Origin of the sequence: Psychrobacillus sp. FSL K6-1415 (genome assembly GCF_038003185.1) — a bacterium.
GTDB classification, from domain to species: Bacteria; Bacillota; Bacilli; order Bacillales_A; family Planococcaceae; genus Psychrobacillus; species Psychrobacillus psychrodurans.
Genome location: NZ_JBBOOQ010000001.1, coordinates 1,620,146 through 1,637,814, shown reverse-complemented (window position 1 = coordinate 1,637,814; position 17,669 = coordinate 1,620,146). Strand labels below are relative to the sequence as shown.

16 protein-coding genes and 1 riboswitch are annotated in these 17,669 nt (G+C 35.2%); of the genes, 6 read left to right on the top strand and 10 right to left on the bottom strand.

Annotated features, from left to right (window positions below; genetic code table 11):
- The first annotated feature begins 94 nt into the window (after positions 1 to 94).
- A protein-coding gene (locus MKY60_RS07580; RefSeq protein ID WP_340928296.1) for an IS3 family transposase occupies positions 95 to 1,428 on the top strand; the annotation gives its coding sequence in 2 pieces (ribosomal slippage) (positions 95 to 482 and positions 482 to 1,428; 1,335 coding nt in all).
- 349 nt (positions 1,429 to 1,777) lie between these two features.
- On the opposite strand, the gene MKY60_RS07575 is transcribed toward MKY60_RS07580, so the two are convergent.
- Entirely contained in the window at positions 1,778 to 2,026 is a 249-nt protein-coding gene (locus tag MKY60_RS07575) for a hypothetical protein (RefSeq protein ID WP_340929324.1), read from the bottom strand.
- Positions 2,027 to 2,244: 218 nt separating this feature from the next.
- Positions 2,245 to 3,552, bottom strand: a complete 1,308-nt coding sequence (gene ltrA / locus MKY60_RS07570; protein ID WP_340929322.1) for a group II intron reverse transcriptase/maturase — start codon at positions 3,550 to 3,552, stop codon at positions 2,245 to 2,247.
- A gap of 748 nt (positions 3,553 to 4,300) precedes the next feature.
- Between ltrA (MKY60_RS07570) and MKY60_RS07565 the strand changes: the two genes are divergently transcribed.
- Positions 4,301 to 4,684, top strand: a complete 384-nt coding sequence (locus MKY60_RS07565) for a hypothetical protein (RefSeq protein ID WP_340929320.1) — start codon at positions 4,301 to 4,303, stop codon at positions 4,682 to 4,684.
- A gap of 356 nt (positions 4,685 to 5,040) precedes the next feature.
- On the opposite strand, the gene ltrA (MKY60_RS07560) is transcribed toward MKY60_RS07565, so the two are convergent.
- Positions 5,041 to 6,369 (bottom strand): group II intron reverse transcriptase/maturase, encoded by a 1,329-nt coding sequence (gene ltrA, locus MKY60_RS07560; RefSeq protein ID WP_340928248.1) that lies wholly within the window; start codon positions 6,367 to 6,369, stop codon positions 5,041 to 5,043.
- 869 nt (positions 6,370 to 7,238) lie between these two features.
- Between ltrA (MKY60_RS07560) and MKY60_RS07555 the strand changes: the two genes are divergently transcribed.
- Positions 7,239 to 8,432 (top strand): winged helix-turn-helix domain-containing protein, encoded by a 1,194-nt coding sequence (locus tag MKY60_RS07555; protein WP_241595710.1) that lies wholly within the window; start codon positions 7,239 to 7,241, stop codon positions 8,430 to 8,432.
- Positions 8,433 to 9,059: 627 nt separating this feature from the next.
- Positions 9,060 to 10,025: an aromatic acid exporter family protein gene (locus MKY60_RS07550; protein WP_241595713.1), complete on the top strand. Its 966-nt coding sequence runs from the start codon at positions 9,060 to 9,062 to the stop codon at positions 10,023 to 10,025.
- A 279-nt stretch (positions 10,026 to 10,304) separates the two neighbouring features.
- On the opposite strand, the gene MKY60_RS07545 is transcribed toward MKY60_RS07550, so the two are convergent.
- The 3 genes from MKY60_RS07545 to MKY60_RS07535 form a co-directional block, all read right to left on the bottom strand.
- A complete protein-coding gene (locus MKY60_RS07545; protein WP_340929317.1) occupies positions 10,305 to 10,550 on the bottom strand; it encodes a hypothetical protein in 246 nt (81 codons plus the stop codon).
- Between the two features lie 187 nt (positions 10,551 to 10,737).
- Positions 10,738 to 11,835 (bottom strand): DUF418 domain-containing protein, encoded by a 1,098-nt coding sequence (locus MKY60_RS07540; protein ID WP_241595716.1) that lies wholly within the window; start codon positions 11,833 to 11,835, stop codon positions 10,738 to 10,740.
- The gene (locus MKY60_RS07535) at positions 11,828 to 12,418 is read right to left on the bottom strand and encodes a TetR/AcrR family transcriptional regulator (RefSeq protein ID WP_241595718.1); all 591 of its coding nucleotides are present in this window, start codon (positions 12,416 to 12,418) and stop codon (positions 11,828 to 11,830) included. Before MKY60_RS07535 ends, MKY60_RS07540 begins: the two co-directional genes overlap by 8 nt.
- 268 nt (positions 12,419 to 12,686) lie before the next feature.
- Here MKY60_RS07535 and MKY60_RS07530 point away from each other — a divergent pair, with 268 nt between their 5' ends.
- Positions 12,687 to 12,839, top strand: coding sequence for an aspartyl-phosphate phosphatase Spo0E family protein (locus MKY60_RS07530; RefSeq protein WP_090562250.1), 153 nt, complete (start codon positions 12,687 to 12,689; stop codon positions 12,837 to 12,839).
- A gap of 304 nt (positions 12,840 to 13,143) precedes the next feature.
- Here the strand turns inward: MKY60_RS07530 and MKY60_RS07525 are convergent, their stop codons facing one another.
- Positions 13,144 to 14,103: a serine hydrolase domain-containing protein gene (locus MKY60_RS07525; RefSeq protein WP_340879429.1), complete on the bottom strand. Its 960-nt coding sequence runs from the start codon at positions 14,101 to 14,103 to the stop codon at positions 13,144 to 13,146.
- Between the two features lie 365 nt (positions 14,104 to 14,468).
- A riboswitch (purine riboswitch) is annotated at positions 14,469 to 14,569 on the top strand.
- Between the two features lie 86 nt (positions 14,570 to 14,655).
- Here MKY60_RS07525 and MKY60_RS07520 point away from each other — a divergent pair.
- Complete coding sequence (locus MKY60_RS07520) at positions 14,656 to 15,825, top strand: MFS transporter (protein ID WP_241595726.1); 1,170 nt, start codon at positions 14,656 to 14,658, stop codon at positions 15,823 to 15,825.
- Positions 15,826 to 16,276: 451 nt separating this feature from the next.
- Here MKY60_RS07520 and MKY60_RS07515 read toward each other — a convergent pair whose 3' ends face one another.
- The 3 genes from MKY60_RS07515 to MKY60_RS07505 are packed head-to-tail and all read right to left on the bottom strand — an operon-like array spanning position 16,277 to position 17,536.
- A complete protein-coding gene (locus MKY60_RS07515; protein WP_090562253.1) occupies positions 16,277 to 16,840 on the bottom strand; it encodes a class I SAM-dependent methyltransferase in 564 nt (187 codons plus the stop codon).
- Positions 16,841 to 16,885: 45 nt separating this feature from the next.
- On the bottom strand, positions 16,886 to 17,095 hold the full coding sequence (locus MKY60_RS07510; protein ID WP_241595730.1) for a hypothetical protein: 210 nt from the start codon (positions 17,093 to 17,095) through the stop codon (positions 16,886 to 16,888).
- Positions 17,096 to 17,122: 27 nt separating this feature from the next.
- Entirely contained in the window at positions 17,123 to 17,536 is a 414-nt protein-coding gene (locus MKY60_RS07505) for an RrF2 family transcriptional regulator (RefSeq protein WP_093494540.1), read from the bottom strand.
- Positions 17,537 to 17,669 lie beyond the last annotated feature (133 nt).

The following is a 17,669-nucleotide window of genomic DNA, read 5'->3' as shown; positions in this document are numbered from 1 at the left end:
AAACTGTACCCTATAAGATAGACACTTTAAAAAAGGTCATCTTATAGGGTCTTTTTGTTTATAATGAATAAAACAGTATTCGGAGCGATAAATTATGACTAAAAATTATTTAACACCTAACCAACAAAAAGAACTAAAAAAGAATCCATATGTAAAAGCTGTAAGCAATAAAGCGATTACGTACACAGATGAATTTAAACGATTATTTATTACTGAAAATGAATTTGGGAAGTTTCCGCGTGAAATTTTTGAAGATGCAGGATTTGATATCGAAATGATGGGGATGACACGCATTCATAAAGCGGCAGCTCGATGGAAAACAGCATACCAAAACCAAGGAATTACTGGGTTAGAAGATTCTCGGAAATATAGTTCTGGTCGCCCACTTGAACGAGAACTAAGTCTCGAGGAAAAGTATGCACGATTAGAAGCGAAGACTCGATTACTTGAGGCAGAGAACGAACTCCTAAAAAAGCTCGATTTACTCGAAAGGCAGATGGTGAAGAAGAAATAAAAATTGCGCCAGAATTAAAATTCGAACTCATTAACCAGATTATTAAAAAGTATGAGTTAAAGCGTATGGTAAGTTATCTTTGCGAGGTAATGGATGTATCTCGATCAGGTTTCTACAATTACTTTGATGAAAAATCCATTCAAAAACGTGCAATTAAAGGCGGTTCGGACGAGGTGGTGAAAAACATCATTTTAAAGGCGTATCATTTCCGAGGACGCAAAAAAGGAGCACGCCAAATTAAAATGACACTCCAAAACCAGTACCAGATTACATATAACTTAAAACGTATTCGCCGCATTATGAAGAAATTTGAGATTGTTTGTCCAATTCGAAAAGCGAATCCCTATCGCCGCATGGCGAAAGCAACAAAAGAACATCGCACATGCCCGAACGAATTGCAGCGCAACTTTAAACAAGGGTTGGCTGGAAAAGTGTTATTAACGGATATCACATATTTAAACTACAGAAGCGGAAAGCGTGCTTATTTATCCACGATTAAAGACGCAGAGACGAATGAAATTTTAGCGTATGAAGTCTCAGATAAAATTACATTAGACATCGCATTAGATACACTTCACCAATTAAGACGTCGTCATTCACATATTCGAAATGATGCCTTTATTCATTCGGATCAGGGATTTCATTACACAAATCCGACCTATCAAAAATTAGTGAAAAAGATGAATCTTGGACAGTCAATGTCACGCCGTGGAAACTGTTGGGACAATGCTCCACAAGAATCATTCTTTGGGCATTTTAAAGATGAAACAAATATAAAAGAATGCGAAACATTAGAAGAAGTAAAACAAGAAGTGAAGTGTTATATGATATATTACAATTATTATAGAGGCCAATGGAATTTAAAAAAGCTGCCGCCTGCAAAATACAGACAGCAGCTTCAACAAGTTGCCTAACCTTTTTCAAAATGTCCTTTACAAAGGGTACAGTTTATTTTACTGGTTGACCTTATAATACGAAGCACCCGTTAGTGAAATAAACTTCTACTGTAAATTTTCTATTCCTGTCTCATTTTGGCTTAATACTCAAGTATACTTACGATATCATTTGTATTATAAGTTTTATCTTTCAATTCTTTATTTTTGTGTAGTACTTCTCTCAGTTCAACTAAAATTTGTTTATCAAATTCTCGGAAAACATTTTCAAAATTATTTCTATCACTCAATCCGATTAAATATATGAGTATTATCTCGTTAAAGAGTGGAAACTCTCGTTTTATAGCTTCTTGGTTGTCCAAAAACGACCTTACATAATCTTCGAAATTGTATACCTTTGCTGGATAATAGTCTTTCTTCTGATTTTAATTGGTACAAAAACATTGGCTGCCTTTGAATGCCAATGGGCGAGTGCAGACATGAAAATGAGAAGCGAGTACTTTCGATACTCTACATTTGGATGTGTAAAATATAAATAATAGTCATCATAATTCACATCTGCCCACTCTCCACCATGTTCTATAGTTTTATAATCATCGGCACCTCCTGGTAACCCCAATAATATCCTTTTCGCTTTTACAATAATATTTTCTGTAATAGATATCCGTCCCTTCCAGCTACATTATAAAGTCTCAATAAAAAATACTATCTGTTAACTATTACTCTTAAACTAGTCGAGTAGAAGAGAACCTCTCTACCTCACGGTAGATTGTGTTCCTCCCCCCTCACAGAACCGTGCTTGCGCTATTTACGCACACGGCTCTTCCTAGTCACCATTCACAAAATGTAGCTAATCTCTTTTCTTAAGTTGTATATATTCACCTTAATTCTTGGTGAAGGTAACGGATATTTATGAAGAAAGAGATTGAATTTATCCCAGGTAAAGGATTTTCTTTGACTTCGTAAATATTGGATTTTGTCTTTAAAGCGGTGAACACTTGGAGTGTTATCCGTGATGCAATAGTAGTTGTAATAACCTATAAGAGAGCGTTTAAATCTATCCATAATCATATGAATATCAGTATTTCGGTTATTCTTTATCCATTCCTTCGATTCCTTTAGTTTACCTTGTAGCTTTTTCCTGCTTGATTTCCGTTTCACACGAAAGTATCCAGATTTACTCTTTCCACAATAGTGTGTAAAACCTAGGAAATCAAAGGTGTCAGGTTTTCCATTTCCCTTTAGTTTTGCATCTTTCTCCGCAAATCTCCCGAAGGGAATTATTTTGCTTTTATCCTCCGCTATTTCTAAATTAAACTTCTGTAATCTCAGCTTCAATGATTGAAAGAACTCCTGAGCTTCGCTCTTATATTGGAAGCAACAAACAAAATCATCTGCATAACGAACTATGTATGCTTCTCCTTTACACTGTTTTCTAACTTCCTTATCAAACCACAGGTCCAGGACATAATGGAGGTACAGATTGGCAAGGACCGGAGATATGACTCCACCTTGCGGTGTGCCTTTATCTGACTTGTATTTCTTTCCTTCCTCCATGTATCCACCTTTAAGAAACCTACCAATTATTCTTAGTAAGTTAGGGTCAGCAATTCGCAGTTTTAAGAACTTCATCATCCATATGTGGTCAACGTTGTCAAAGAACCCTTTAATATCTACATCTACTATATAATTTACTGATTTCTTTTCAATATAATGATTTAATATTTTCAAAGCATCGTGGCAGTTACGATTTGGGCGGAACCCAAAAGAGCAGTCTAGAAAATCATTTTCATAGATGGCATTTAGTATTTTGGTAATGCCTTTCTGTATAATCTTATCTTCGTGTTCCGGTATCCCCAATGGTCTTTTCTTGTTGGAGTTTAGCTTAGGAATATACATTCTCCTTACGGGAACAGGATGATAACTTTTACTTTTAAGCCTACTTACTAAATCCTCTATATTTTCCTCTAGTGTTTCACTGTATTGCTCTTTAGTTGTGCCATTAATCCCCGTTGCCTTCTTATTAGGTAATTCAAGATGACATTGAACTAGAGATTCCTTATTTAGTAAATGTACAATAGATGTAAATTTCAATTTCGGATCAGATTTTGCTAATTCTGCTATCCTTAATAGTTTTGTTTCCATTTAGTATTCCTACCTCCGCGTGTAGTAAATGTGTCCCTAGTAAGGGTGATAACTTGGTAGCAGCCTTTCCTCCATCAGCATTACCCAACTTCATTGGTACTACGCTGCTATCCGACTCCCTAAACGGCATTTGGTTTCCTTGCTTATTATCACTTGTACACCATACTCTTCAATTAAGAAGAGACCGCTAGGGTCTCCCGAGTTGCCGTATCATATCCATGTGTGACGTGCCAAGGTCTCTGACCCCAGAGAGGTTTTAGCCTTCTTGCCTTTACCGAAGAATAAAATGTAGTTTTCTGCCGCAGGTAAGGCATCAACCCTCTCGATTTACTAACATTATGGGGCTCAATCCCTTCAACCATTTGGCTTTCGGCCCGCCACCTAACTGTCTACGCTTAAAGGCTACTGTTACCATTAGCCCTCCAAGACTCGCTACGAGTGAATGGCTAGTTCTTTCTCGACGGGAATCCCACCCGCTATATGATACGACCTAGGCTCGGCCGCACACCTGCTGCGTTAGTTCAATAAGAAAAAAGATTTGCCTAAGCAACCCATGAACTTTAACTAAGCACCCGGTAGTTTAAGTGAAAACCTTCACAATGATGATTATAAATGCAATTACCTATACCAAATAGGTTTTCCTCTTTGTTCAACACTTCCTACCTATGTTAATTTCTAAATATTTCCTAAAAAACAAATCCTATATTGTGGTAAAATTATTATAGATTTTAGAAGGGATTGGTATTTAATGAAAAAATTATTGTCTTTTATATTTATTGCTTTATTCTTCTTTTCCTTTAGCGTCTCTTCTCCTGAAGCTTCTGCACAAAAAATAATGTGGGGGAAAACCGAATTGAAACCTGGACAGATTGGAAAAGTAACAATCTTGCAATCAACTTCTTTATTCAAAGTAGAAGGTGGTACTTCAGGACCTGTAAAGATTTTTGACCCCGTGCGCCGATTAAATCCAGGTGAAGAATACCGTGTGTATGGCACTAAAAATATACAGGGATATGCTCCGCTTTATGATGTTGGTGGTGGCTATTATGTGATACAAAGTGCCTATCTAAATATAGGTCACTTGATGTATGAAACTCCCTCTAAAGCAAAATTAAATTTATTAAACAGATGATAGCCACAATTTGTGGCTATCTTTTTATTTAACAGAACCTACCTTTTGTTTCATTAAACCTTTACAATTTGCCTATTACAAAATACGTTATTATGACAATTAATAATTATCATAGTTATGCACTTTGTTAGTCTCAGGAACATTACTTTTTCCCACACTTTCCCATACCTTTTAAGTATCCATTTAAAACCTCCTAGCGTCACATTTTCTTCTCAAATGCGACATAAAAAGTTTCCTCCTCTTATTGAACTAGTCGAGTAGAGGGGAACCTCTCTACCTTACGGTAGATTGTGTTCCTCCCCCCTCACAGAACCGTGCTTGCGCTATTCACGCACACGGCTCCTCCTAGTCATCATTCACAAAATGTAGCTAATCTTCTTTCTTAAATCGTATATATTCACTTTAATTCTTGGTGAAGGTAACGGATATTTATGTAGAAAGAGATTGAATTTATCCCAAGTAAAGGATTTTCTTTGACTTCTTCTGTTGAGCCATTTAAAGAGTAAATATTGAATTTTGTCTCTAAATTGGTGAACACTTGGAGTATTATCTGTGATGCAATAGTAGTTGTAGTAACCTACAAGCGAGCGTTTAAATCTATCCATAATCATATGAATATCTTTATTTCGGTTACTCTTTATCCATTCTTTCGATTCCTTCAGTTTAGCCTGTAGCTTCTTCCTACTTGTTTTCCGTTTCACACGAAAATTTCCTTGTTTACTCTTCCCACAATAGTGTGTGAAACCGAGAAAATCAAAGGTTGCAGGTTTTCTATTCCCCGTTTGTTTTGCATCTTTCTCAGCAAATCTCCCGAAGGGAATAATTTTGGTTTTATCCTCCGCTACTTCTAAGTTAAACTTCTGTAATCTCAGCTTCAATGATTGAAAGAATTCCTGAGCTTCGCTCTTATATTGAAAGCAACAAACATAATCATCGGCATATCTAACTATGTATGCTTGTCCTTTACACTGTTTCCTAACTTCCTTCTCGAACCACAGGTCCAGGACATAATGGAGGTATAGATTGGCAAGTATCGGAGATATGACTCCACCTTGCGGTGTGCCTTTATCTGTCTTGTACTTCTTTCCTTCCTCCATGTATCCACCTTTAAGAAACCTACCAATTATTCTTAGTAAGTTAGGGTCAGCAATTCGCAGTTTTAAGAACTCCATCATCCATATGTGATCAACATTGTCAAAGAACCCTTTGATATCTACATCTACTATATAATTTACTGATTTCTTCTCAATATAATGATTTAATATTTTCAAAGCATCGTGGCAGTTACGATTGGGGCGGAACCCAAAAGAGCAGTCTAGAAAATCATTTTCATAGATCGCATTTAGTATTTTTGTAATGCCTTTCTGTACAATCTTATCTTCATGTTCCGGTATCCCCAACGGTCTTTTCTTGTTGGAGTTAAGCTTGGGAATATACATTCTCCTTACAGGAACAGGATGATAACCTTTACTTTTAAGCCTTCTTACTAAGTCCTCTATATTTCCCTCTAATGTTTCACTATATTGCTCTTTAGTTGTGCCATTAATCCCAGTTGCCTTCTTATTAGGTAATTCATGATGGCATTGAACTAGAGATTGCTTATTTAGTAAATGTGCAAGCGATGTAAATCTCATTCTCGGTTCAGATTTAGCTAATTCTGCTATCCTTAATAGTTTTGTTTCCATTTATTATTCCTACCTCCGTGTGTAGTAAATGTGTCCCTAGTAAGGGTGATAACTTGGTAGCAGCCTTTCCTCCGTCGGCATTACCCAACTTCATTGGTACTACGCTGCTATCCGACTCCCTACAACGGCATTTGGTTTCCTTGCTTATTATCGCTTGTACACCATACTCTTCTATAAGAAGAAAAGACCGGTAGGGTCTCCCGAGTTGCCGTATCATATCCATGTGTGACGTGCCAAGGTCTCTGACCCCAGAGAGGTTTTATCCTTCTTGCCTTTAGCGAAGGATAAAATGTAGCTTTCTACCGCAGTTAAGGCATCAGCCCTCTCGATTTACTAACATTATGGAGCTCAATCCCTTCAACCATTTGGCTTTCGGCCCGCCACCTAACTGTCTACGCTTAAAGGCTAATGTTACCATTAGCCCTCCAAGACTCGCTACGAGTGAATGGCTAGTTCTTTCTCGGCGGGAATCCCACCCGCTATATGATACGACCTAGGCTCGGCCGCACAACTGCTTCGTTAGTTCGATAAGAAAAAAGCTATACCCTCCTTGAAGAAAAGCACCTGGTTATTTGATAAGCATTTCTCTTTTAAATACCTAATGTATGTTTACCATAACCATTATTTAAGCTTTGAACAAGTAGCTCCACACAATTAACCGCATCTACTATATCTTCAGTTTGTACTACTGTTTCCTCTAAACCTTTTCCACGGAATCATATAACAAATATACCCAACACATACAATAAAAAGTATAAGAAACACTCTTAGCAATAATCATGAAAAAATTCATCTCACCCGTCTCCTTTGTTTTTCCCCTCCACTGTAATATAATAAAAAAACTAAACTAGAGGTAGGTGCGAACAAACATGATTCAATTAACAAACCGACAGGCACGGCAATTTCTGTTGTTGAAGCATGGACTTTTGGGCAAATATAAATTTAGTGGGAAACAGGGCTTATTGGATTTTGCTCGCCAGGTCAACTGTATTCAGTACGACCCCATCGATGTTTGCGGAAAAAACGCTGAATTGGTGCTACAATCGCGAATTAAAGGATTTACCAAGGGAATGCTCTACGAGTTGCTTTATGAAGATAGAAGCCTTGTAGATTATCCCGACAAAAACCTGGCCATTATACCTGTCGAGGACTGGCCGTATTTTGAACGATACAGGCAAGCCGCCCGACAACATGCTGAACGATATCCTGAAATGGAAGCATTAACAGAGCAAGCACGTGCTCACATCCAAAAACACGGTGCACTAAGTTCGAATGATTTAAAATTGGATGGAGATTTCTCGTGGCAATCGGCCATTCACTGGAGTGGAGGAAACAATTCATCTCGATCGGTGTTGGAACAGATGTATTCGACAGGGGAGTTGATTATCCATCATAAAAAAGGAACGCGTAAATATTACGATATCGCCAAGAAGTACATACAGCCAAATCTACTGAATGCATCAGAACCGCTAGAGGATGAGCTTGAACATCATAAGTGGCGGGTACTGCGTCGAATTAGCTCTGTAGGTCTATTATGGAATCGTGCATCAGATGCATGGCTGAACATATGGGGGTTGAAAGCAGCACAGCGCAACGAAGTTTTCCACCAACTATTACAAGAATCTTCCATTGTTGCAGTTGCTGTGGAACAAATGAAGGATACACTGTATTGCCTAGCAGAGGATTTACCGCTTATTGAAGCCGTTCTGCAAAATCAGGAGCAGAAATTGCGTTGCGAGCTTATTGCCCCGCTTGATAATTTCATATGGGACAGAAAACTTATCAAAGAATTGTTTGACTTCGATTATACATGGGAGATTTACACGCCTGCAATCAAACGAAAATTCGGCTATTATGTATTACCTCTATTATATGGAGAGGGTTTCATTGGACGCGCAGAGATAATCGCGGATCGAAAAACTGGAACGCTAATTGTTAAAAACATCTGGTATGAGAACGATGTGAAACAAACAACACGATTACAAACTGCTTTGAACAGTTGTCTCCAAAGGTTTGCGTTATTCAACGGGTGTGAGACGATTACGACAGAGTCTAAGAATTGATATTTGTATAGAAATAATAAAGTTGTTTACTTTTGGAGAAAAATAATAAGAGCATTACTATCTTTCATTTTTGTAGTAAGCACTAATCGAGTAGATGGAATTCTCTCTACCTTGTGGTAGATTGTGTTTCTCCCCCTCCCCAAACCGTGCTTGCGATCTTTAAGCATATGCCTTCTCTTAGTCATCATTCACAGAATGTAACTAATCTCTTTTCATAAGTCGTATATATTCACCTTATTTCTTGATGAAGGTAGCGGATAGGTCTTAAGTAAAAACTGGTTTTATCCCAAGTAAAAGATTTTCTTTGACTTCTTCTATTGAATTGTTGATATAGTAAATAGTAGTTTTCAAAAAGAAACGATTGCTCGACAGAAATACCTGCATACATACACCTGAGGTAAGCAAAAATAATTTTACTACAATAAGATTTTCCATTCTAATTAATCAAATATAACCAGTCTTAATTATGGTTTTAATTTGATTACTCGAGTGCAGGGTTTGTTGCGCAAATTACGTACATGCGTATTATTTGTGCAATTATCACCAGCCTAGTGAATTAACGCGTTTTTTGTAAAACAGGTAGTATGCAAGGATTTACATAGTAAAAAATAATAGGATGGTGCTTCTATGATTGGTTTTGGTTATCGGACGATAAAGACTGCTGTAGGAGCAGGTCTGGCAATTTGGATTGCGAGTTTATTGGATTTGGAATTTGCAACATTTGCAGCAATCATTGTTATTATGTGTATTGAGAAAACGAAGAAAAAAACATTAATTACAATTAAGGATAAATTCTTTACCTCTCTTTTATCTTTGATTCTTGGTGCTTTGTTGTTTGAATTATTGGGTTATAATCCTATTGTCTTTTCCTTATTTATTATTTTATTTGTTCCACTCCTCGTAAGAGCTCATATCCAGGGTGGTTTTGTCACAAGTATGGTTGTCGTTTTACATGTTTATACGGTAAAGGATGCTAACTGGGCTATTCTTCTGAACGAGCTCTATATCATTTTTATAGGTATGGGTATTGCTCTTCTTGTTAATAGTTTTATGCCAAATCTCAAGCGAGATATTGAAATCTTTAAGAGGGAGATTGAACAAAAGTTTGAAGTTATTCTCTTTGAATTCTCTGCCCATTTAAGGGATAGTATGCGAAACTGGGATGGGAAAGAAATACTTGAAGTAGAGGAATTGATTAATCAATCCAAAAGCATAGCCATTCAAGATGTAGAAAATCATCTGTTGCGAAAACAAAATAAAGACTATTATTATTTGGAAATGCGAGAGGATCAACTGGAACTCCTAAAACATATGATGAAAATCGTTGCTATCTTCTCTTCCTCTAGTCTAGACGTCAAACAGAAAGAAATGATTGCAGAGTTTTTGGAGAATTTAAGTCGAAACGTTCATTCGGGAGATACAACCGACATTTCATTAAATGAGTTAGAGGATTTAAATGCCTTGATCCGCAAGATGGATTTGCCAAAGACAAGAGAAGAATTTGAAGTACGGGCAAATCTATTTTATCTGATTTTTGAAATGAAGAACTATTTAAACATAAAGAAAAAACTTTTTGTAAAAAGAAGTCGATAATGGAAGAGCTAGCGAGAATGGATATTTAGTTCATTAACAATAAAAAGGTCTCTTGTAGCTTATTAAATCCAGTCCATCCTATACTTTTTACGGCACTTGTGCGAATCAACTATACTAGTCAACAAACATTTACAGATTAAATTATCACCAATTTATCCCCAGTTTTATAATTTCCAAAACAATATAAAAAAGCGAGGTATTCGATTATTAAATCGACAAATACCTCGCTAATTTAAACTCTATTCCAATGGTCTCGGTGAGTGTTTCTCTGCTGAGCACTTATTTGTTGTTTTTAATATAGTCCATACCTTCTGGTGTTATAGCTAAAACTAGGTTATCTGAACCTTGCCCACTATCTAAGGCATATTCCTTTTCGATAAGGTACTCAATAGCTAGTTTGCTATTGAGGTCAGCACTTACCATTGCTTTAGGTAATACATAACTTCCTCCATTATTAGCAAAATGATAGTCATACAGACTTTGCAATAATATATTTGATAGTTTGTTTATTTCTTCATTAGTCATAAATAATCCCTCCTCACTATCAATATACAACACAAGAGGAAAAAATTCTTTATTTTAGCATTCGATGCACAATATTCATTATGGACCACTTTACACTCCGAGAAAAGTGTTGCATGTAATTCATCCCCTCTAGCAGTATAGATAGCACCAACCATTTATACTATCTGCTATTTCTAATGGAATCATTCTAGTTAACAAGCTTTCTCATAACCAATTCAAGTGGACCTCTTTTAAATTTCATTCTCCATATTATTGAAAACAAAATACTCCCTACAAAAAACAAAACAGAAAATATCAATGAAAATCCAAGTGTCTGATATTCCAATTTACTTAATAAAATCAATATCCCAATACCAACAAATACGTGACTTACATAATGAGTTAAGGCTAATTGGCCTGTTTTAACTAAGGCATTTATTAACCAATTCCTAGAGAATTTACTAGTAATATAAATGGAAATTACTACTACAAGTAAAGCTGAAGAAGTATTTGATATTAGGTAGAATAGATTTGGAGGTATTGGTCCTGTTTGAAATAAATAACTTGCACTTTCTACATCTAATATCCTAAGAGAAAACTGAAGTAAAACTCTAGATATGAACTCAGAGAATATTAAAAGTATTGAGGAAATTATTCCTATTTTTTTAAGGATAATCTTATTTGTTAAATCGTGCCGTCCTATAATCATGCCTATTAAAAAGAAGCAAACCCAAGGAAATATAGGATGGTAACCATTAAACAATAAATTTCTTAAATATCCTTCGGCAGTCCAAAAGTCTGTGTATTCTATAAACGGTCTATCGAGATTCCATCCCTTTAAATAGTTACCTGTTACTTGCATAATTTGAGCAATTAGGCCAAAAAGGATACATATTATTATAATAATTTTGTTAGAAGCAGCAATTAAAAATGAAGCGATAAACATAAACATACCGTAATAATGTAGAATATCTCCAGTCCAACCTGCAACGTATAAAACCATACCTAGTAGAAATAGAAAAACAGATCTTTTCCAGATGATTTTCTTGCTATTTCTTATTAGTAAATCAGAGTTTCCATTTCTAGCTTGCCTAGTCATTAAGGATATACCAATTCCAGCCAACAAAACAAAGATTGCAGAAGCTCTGCCTTGAAAAAGCTCTGTAAACCATATTAACCACTCTGCACCATTACCCTCAGCCCCAACTATTACTTTATAGTTAACAACAAACATTCCAAATAAAGCTAATGCTCTAGCAAAGTCGAGCCCCTCTATCCGTTGATTTGTGATTTGGTGTTTAATCATTTCTAACTCCCTTTAGCACACTTTTTACTGCTTCTTCCCATGTCCCCTTGTAATCTAATTCAAGCCCTGTCAATATAAAATTGCCTATATTATCTATAACCATTACAAGTATATTAGATTTGTTTTCAACATTATCCCTATTAACAACACCAATTTTAACGCCATAATTCATTAACATACTAAAGTTTTCAAAGTAGCTTTTCTGTATTTTATTTAACTGAGTCATATATTTATCATTCCTTGTTGCTAATAAAATATATTCATTAAATATTTTATTAAAATAAACATCTCTTTCCTGTTCCTGGATCATTTTAAATCCAAAGTTAAGCAGAAATTGTTCAAAGTTATTAACTGTCAAATCATCAAGCATAATGGTAGATTGAATCATTATTTCCTTGCAAATTTCCTCAAATAAAAAATCAATTAATTTTTCTTTCGAGTCGAAGTAATAATAAATAGCTGGCTTTGAAATGCCTACTCCTTTAGCAATCATGGCTAAACTAGTTTTATCAAATCCATTTTCTGCAAACATTTTATAAGCAGTTTCTACTATAAGATCATACGTTTCTTTTTTATCTTTCATATTATTACTCCTCAAAAATTTTACTTACCGGTCGGTAAATTAATGATAGCATCGAATAAAGAAATATAGTAGAGACTAGTTTATTTTTAATAATTTTAAATTTTAGTATATTTATAATTTTCAAATTAAATTATAATATAAGTAATTATATTAAATACATAATTTAAAGTAATAATTTTATTCCTTAAAAATTGAATATCATAATCACTTTATTTAATTTAACCATAGAGACAAAGCTATGATTACCCAATAATCTGGAGGTATTTTTATGAAAAGCTTAGTTAGTAAGAAAAAATTGGAATTTATAATAGAGATCAAAAGAAAAGTTATGTGCAAAAAAGCAATAATTTTAGGATTTACTCATCCAGAAGTGGTTAAATGTAGTCAAGAATTAGATGTATTACTTAATATTAGAAAGTAGTCAAAAACGTCATCGAACTTTAAAGAATATGTTACTTTCTTCGGAATAATTCCAAACTCTAATGTCACGATTCAACAGTACATTACCAAAAACCTTTATTTAATTCATTAAAATATAGATTCTCATAAAAGCGTAATTTTTGCATTACAATTACAAAGAATCATTTTTAGATAAATTGATGCTATACTGGTATTTTCCATCCTTTTAGTCTTATTTTCATATTATTATATCTAGCGAACTGAGCTTGGAGAAAGATTTCCAAGCTCAGTTTATTCTGGCACATTCACTAAACACCCGATTTATCTTATTCGAACAATGGCATAATATGCTTTCTAATCAATTCAATTCTATCCTTGGCACGTGGCATAAATCGAGAAGCAATAGTGATTATCATTTCCTTTTTGAGGTTTATGAAAATTACGTTTCCACCATCACCCAGAGCTGCATAGCAATCATCAACAATCCACCATAAGTAACCGTATGACAACTCTCCCCATCGAGTTTTTTCATTAGTGCTGTCCTTTATCCATTTGGAAGATAGTATTTGATTACCGTTCCATACACCACCACTTAAATATAACTGACCTATTTTTGCCATATCCCGTGCCGTTAAAGTAAGCCCCCAACCGGCGGTGTTTATACCTTTAGGGTCTACTATCCAACCAGTAACATATTTATCCTTAAGAAAAGCTAAATACTCTTCTTTGTTTTGTATAATTACATTTTTAGGAGCTCTGATTTTAAGAGGGTTAAACAAGCTTTCCGTTGCGAAATCAATCACAGATTGACCTGTTGCACTTACAAGTATACCTGATAAAATATGTGTACCAACGGTTGAGTATTTAAACTCTCCAATATCGCCTTTCCCCCCTAGCAAATCCAATGTAGCTTTTATCCAATCATCACTTGTATAAATTTTAGTATATGGCTCTGACTTGTATTTGTACGGTGCGGTCATTGTCATCAAATTTTTTATGGTGATATTTTGTATTGTTTTTTCGCCACGCTTAACTGTGTAATCCGGAAAAAATTCTAAAACTTTCTGTTCTACATTTTTAATATATCCTTTATCTATTGCAATACCAATAAGAACAGATATTATACTTTTGGTTACAGATGCTATATGCAAAACATCGTCTTTGGTGTACCCATCAAAATATTTTTCATAAATCAAACTTTCATCCTTTATAATAACAACGCCTGATATATTGGAATATTCTTTTTTTATTAAATCTTCAAAGTTAGAAATAGGATTATTATTCATTTTCACCTTTTTGTATTGGCATATTGACGTCAAATATATCAATCCATTCCTTTCGTTAAGTTGTTTTATCAATATTGATGTAATAAAGAATAATTTATTATAAAATTATATTCAATTCTTTTTTTTCAAATAAATAAAAATATGCGAGGCAGCACTTTGTCAATTCAAATCCTTTATCCATCTTTTCTTTGTCTTTATAAATAACTAAACAAAACGTAGGCACAAACATGACAAAAATCAGTACAATTGATCAAATAAAAAATAACATAATTCTCATCTGTACTTTCTGAATTATGAGGAACACATATATCGCAAATAACACTTGAATGGTTGGAGAATTGGTAGTAATATCAATAAAGTGATCACACTTAAAACTATATAGAAACTGTATAATCTCTAGAATATGGCTAGAGGGTATCTGCCAGGAACCATAACAATCCTGACTACAGAAAATGAATTTTTTCATTTTTTATAGTCAGGATTATTTGTGTTTTCTGTAGATAATCTTCAGAGCAATTTCTTTATTTTAACTTAGAAGGGAAATGAAAGAATATGAATTTGAAAGTATTTATATTAGCATTATCAACCGTTGCGGTAGGATTGGTTGAATTAATCGTTGGTGGAATATTGCCGACGATCGCCGATGATTTTAATATTTCATTAAGTACTGCGGGGCAACTTATTACGGTGTTTGCCCTTATCTATGCCATTGCCGGACCAGTTCTGTTGGTATTGACCAACAAGATAGAGCGTAAAAAATTGTATCTTGCTTCTATGTTTGTATTTTTCATCGGAAATGTAATGACATATTTTAGTCCAAACTTTACCTTTATGATGGTAGCAAGGGTGTTTACGGCAACTAGTACAGCACTTGTAGTTGTCCTTTCATTAACTATCGCTGTTAAGGTTGTTGCTCCTGCTCACCAAGCAAAAGCTTTGGGGCTAATTTATATGGGGATTAGTTCGTCACTAGTGTTAGGTGTACCATTGGGAATACTAATTTCCAATATGTTTGGATGGCGTGTAATATTCCTTGGAATTGCTGTATTATCAATTGGATCGATGGTACTAATTTCTCTATTTTTGGCCCGCATTCCCGGAGAAACAACAATTCCACTTTCACAACAATTAAAGGCTTTAGGAAGTCAGAAAATAATCAGTGCCCACCTTGCTACGATGTTAATGCTAGCAGGACATTATACGATTTATGCCTATTTTACACCATTCTTAGAGACGAATCTTCATTTAAATTCGAACTGGATTAGTATCTGCTATTTTGTATTTGGTATTGCAGCTGTAAGTGGTGGAGCATTCGGAGGAACTCTTTCTGATTGGATTGGTGCTCGCAAAAGTATCATCATCGTTATCAGTGCATTTGCTGTTGTATTGTGTATATTGCCATTTACAACCTCTTCACTCTTTTTATTTATCCCAACGATGATGGTTTGGGGAGCATTGAGCTGGAGCCTAGCACCGCCCCAACAAAGCTATTTGATTCAAATAGATCCAGCTACCTCTGCTATACAGCAAAGCTTTAATAATTCCGCATTACAAATTGGTATTTCACTTGGGTCAGCAATTGGTGGCCTAGTATTAAATCAAACGGGCTCAGTTTCTAGTACAGCTTGGTTTGGGAGCGGCATTGTCATTATTGCGTTATTATGTGCTATTATTTCTATTACGAGACCTATTATATCAAGAGAAAAAAAGGAAGCGGTCTAATTTTCCCAAATGGTTAAGCGCTGGCGATTGTAATATTAAAGTTTATTTTGTGCCATTTCAAAGAGTGTATTTATAAGAAGGGTAACTCCTCAAAATATAAATGCACTCTCAAATGCTGTATTAATACTATTTTATTTATTTTAGAACTTGTTTTAAAAAACATATTTTTCCTTCGTATCTTCGCTGTTTACCCTTTAGTCTTCAGAAAGTAAATTCGACTCTCCGTCAATTTCTTCAATGACCCCTGTTCTTTTATTAAATTTTCGAGATATATAGTACTGTTGCTTAGAGTAATTATAATATTGGAAGTCAATTGAACAATATTATTCTTAAAATATGCTTATTGTACGAAAAAATAGACCATCAAAATGATGGCCATGTTACTAAAGCACTTTTATATTAAATACTTTAAAGATACTTAATATCTTTAATTAAGATAAAAGTCAACCGGTTAATTCGTATTCTGCGCAATGAGCATGTATAGAGATTCCGTCGGGAAAAATTTCTCTGTTATCTGGAACCCTGCTTCTTTCAGTTCCTGCTCCATTCCTTCCATGGTAATTCTCGGTGCTTTCTTGGAACTTCCTTTTGGTTCAAGTTCCAAACAGATTAGATAGCCTTCTTTTTTCAGTACTTTTTTCATTTGCCGTAACAGCGGAGCTAGCGGCTGAATTTCATGTAGTACCAGGGAAGCAATGATTATATCGATAGAACCTTCAGGTAAACAAAGAGCCTCCATACTGCCCTGTACCGAGACAATATTACTGAGCTGTTCCTCCAAGGCTTTCTCATTTATTATTTCCAGCATGGTAGCGTCGATATCCAGCGCATATACTTTCCCTTTAATTCTTTTTGCCGCAGGGATGGAAAAATAACCGGTACCAGCACCAAAGTCCAACATGCTGTCCGTTTCTTTTACAGGAATCATGTTCAACAGCTGTTCCGGTGAGAACTCTTTTCTTCGTTCAGGACTTTCCAAGTAAGATAATTTTCCTTTATTGTGCGAGTGATGCATATAAATCCTCCTTTTTTAAGCAGCTATTTAAGCGTGCTGTTACTACTAGTTAAATTTTTCTTCTATCAGTTCTGCATTTACAGCTATAGCAGCCATACTGCCTTCCCCCGCAACAATAATTAGTTGAGAGGGACCAGCAATTCTTGTATCCCCGCAAGCAAACCCCCTTTCAGTTTTACGTCTTGATCTTCCAAGTACTAAAGCAGCATTCAGTCCAGCCTGCCCTCCACCAATAATAGCGCAATCTATTATCATCTTTTCCTCTCCATTTAAAATAAAAATTTAACTTTTTACTTCTTTCAGTTTGGATTCTGCCTCTTTAGCAATATCGATCAATAACTTTGATTGAAGTTCACCTTTCATATTCTCCTCTGCCTGCCTCATGACATTCTCAATCAAGCAGCCTTCATGATGAATGGAGCAGTCAAATAAGCTAGTATCTCCTTCAATCGCATTTATAACATCCAAAAAGGATATTTCATGTTTTGTCCTAGAGATTTTATAGCCTCCCTTCGCTCCAGGCGTCGACTCAATCAAACCTGCTTTTGTAAGTTTGGTAAGTATCTTAGAAAGATACGTCGGGGAAAGATGCTGCATTTCGGCTAATTCCTGCACTCCCACCAAGTTTCCTGCAGGCTGCAGTATTAAATGAACCATCGTATGTAAGGCGTAGTTTGTCGCATTTGAATACTTCATACATTACCTCCTTATATTTAAAAGCGATATTAAAGACTTTTAATGTCTCTAATATAAATAAATTTATCACTAGACGTGCAAAATGTCAACTTGGGGGCAATCTTAGAACTAATTCCTAACCTATCAAATTTCC

What these genes read in the sequence shown, in the direction of transcription:
- MKY60_RS07550 (WP_241595713.1), top strand. Translation starts at nt 9,060, where the DNA reads ATGATTGGTTTTGGTTATCGGACGATAAAGACTGCTGTAGGAGCAGGT.
- MKY60_RS07515 (WP_090562253.1), bottom strand. Translation starts at nt 16,840, where the DNA reads ATGCATCACTCGCACAATAAAGGAAAATTATCTTACTTGGAAAGTCCT.
- MKY60_RS07510 (WP_241595730.1), bottom strand. Translation starts at nt 17,095, where the DNA reads ATGATAATAGATTGCGCTATTATTGGTGGAGGGCAGGCTGGACTGAAT.
- MKY60_RS07535 (WP_241595718.1), bottom strand. Translation starts at nt 12,418, where the DNA reads ATGAAAGATAAAAAAGAAACGTATGATCTTATAGTAGAAACTGCTTAT.
- MKY60_RS07555 (WP_241595710.1), top strand. Translation starts at nt 7,239, where the DNA reads ATGATTCAATTAACAAACCGACAGGCACGGCAATTTCTGTTGTTGAAG.
- MKY60_RS07525 (WP_340879429.1), bottom strand. Translation starts at nt 14,103, where the DNA reads ATGAATAATAATCCTATTTCTAACTTTGAAGATTTAATAAAAAAAGAA.
- MKY60_RS07565 (WP_340929320.1), top strand. Translation starts at nt 4,301, where the DNA reads ATGAAAAAATTATTGTCTTTTATATTTATTGCTTTATTCTTCTTTTCC.
- ltrA (WP_340928248.1), bottom strand. Translation starts at nt 6,369, where the DNA reads ATGGAAACAAAACTATTAAGGATAGCAGAATTAGCTAAATCTGAACCG.
- MKY60_RS07540 (WP_241595716.1), bottom strand. Translation starts at nt 11,835, where the DNA reads ATGATTAAACACCAAATCACAAATCAACGGATAGAGGGGCTCGACTTT.
- MKY60_RS07505 (WP_093494540.1), bottom strand. Translation starts at nt 17,536, where the DNA reads ATGAAGTATTCAAATGCGACAAACTACGCCTTACATACGATGGTTCAT.
- MKY60_RS07520 (WP_241595726.1), top strand. Translation starts at nt 14,656, where the DNA reads ATGAATTTGAAAGTATTTATATTAGCATTATCAACCGTTGCGGTAGGA.
- MKY60_RS07545 (WP_340929317.1), bottom strand. Translation starts at nt 10,550, where the DNA reads ATGACTAATGAAGAAATAAACAAACTATCAAATATATTATTGCAAAGT.
- MKY60_RS07530 (WP_090562250.1), top strand. Translation starts at nt 12,687, where the DNA reads ATGAAAAGCTTAGTTAGTAAGAAAAAATTGGAATTTATAATAGAGATC.
- ltrA (WP_340929322.1), bottom strand. Translation starts at nt 3,552, where the DNA reads ATGGAAACAAAACTATTAAGGATAGCAGAATTAGCAAAATCTGATCCG.